This window comes from Dietzia sp. IBK-p2-16D (assembly GCF_057773085.1).
On record NZ_JBYMTL010000054.1, the window covers coordinates 1 to 463 of the forward strand.

At 44.3% G+C, this 463-nt stretch carries 1 protein-coding gene; it reads left to right on the top strand.

The window, feature by feature from the left end:
- Nucleotides 1-372, top strand: a 372-nt coding sequence (ccmA, locus tag AC3DE3_RS17315; protein WP_488370857.1) for a heme ABC exporter ATP-binding protein CcmA, incomplete at its 5' end; no start/stop codon positions are given.
- Nucleotides 373-463: the final 91 nt, after the last annotated feature.

Sequence of the window (463 nt, forward strand, 5' to 3'; positions counted from 1 at the left end):
GTAAATAACCAACTGAGTGCGATTGAAAATCTACGCTTTTGGTTGCAAATACAAGGTTATAACACCGCTCAAGACCTGTATCCGTTACTGGCTAAAATTGGTTTAGTCGGCCTTGAAGATGTGCCAGTGCGTACTTTATCAGCAGGGCAACAGCGCCGTGTTGCATTGATTCGACTGTGGCTTAATGATGCGAAGTTATGGGTACTTGATGAACCTTTTACAGCGCTAGATAAAGCCGGTGTTGCGTTTTTACAACAACGATTTTTAACTCACCTTGAGCAAGGTGGGGCGATTTTATTAACCACCCATCAAGACTTAACTACCCACTTTGCACAGTTACAAACCGTGACGCTGGCGAAAGGCCAACTGTAAGTCTTTTTTACAAACGGCACTAAACAGCTGCCAATATGAATGTTGGCGTAACATCAGTGTCGGTACTCCAGCGTCACGGTTTGTAACTGTG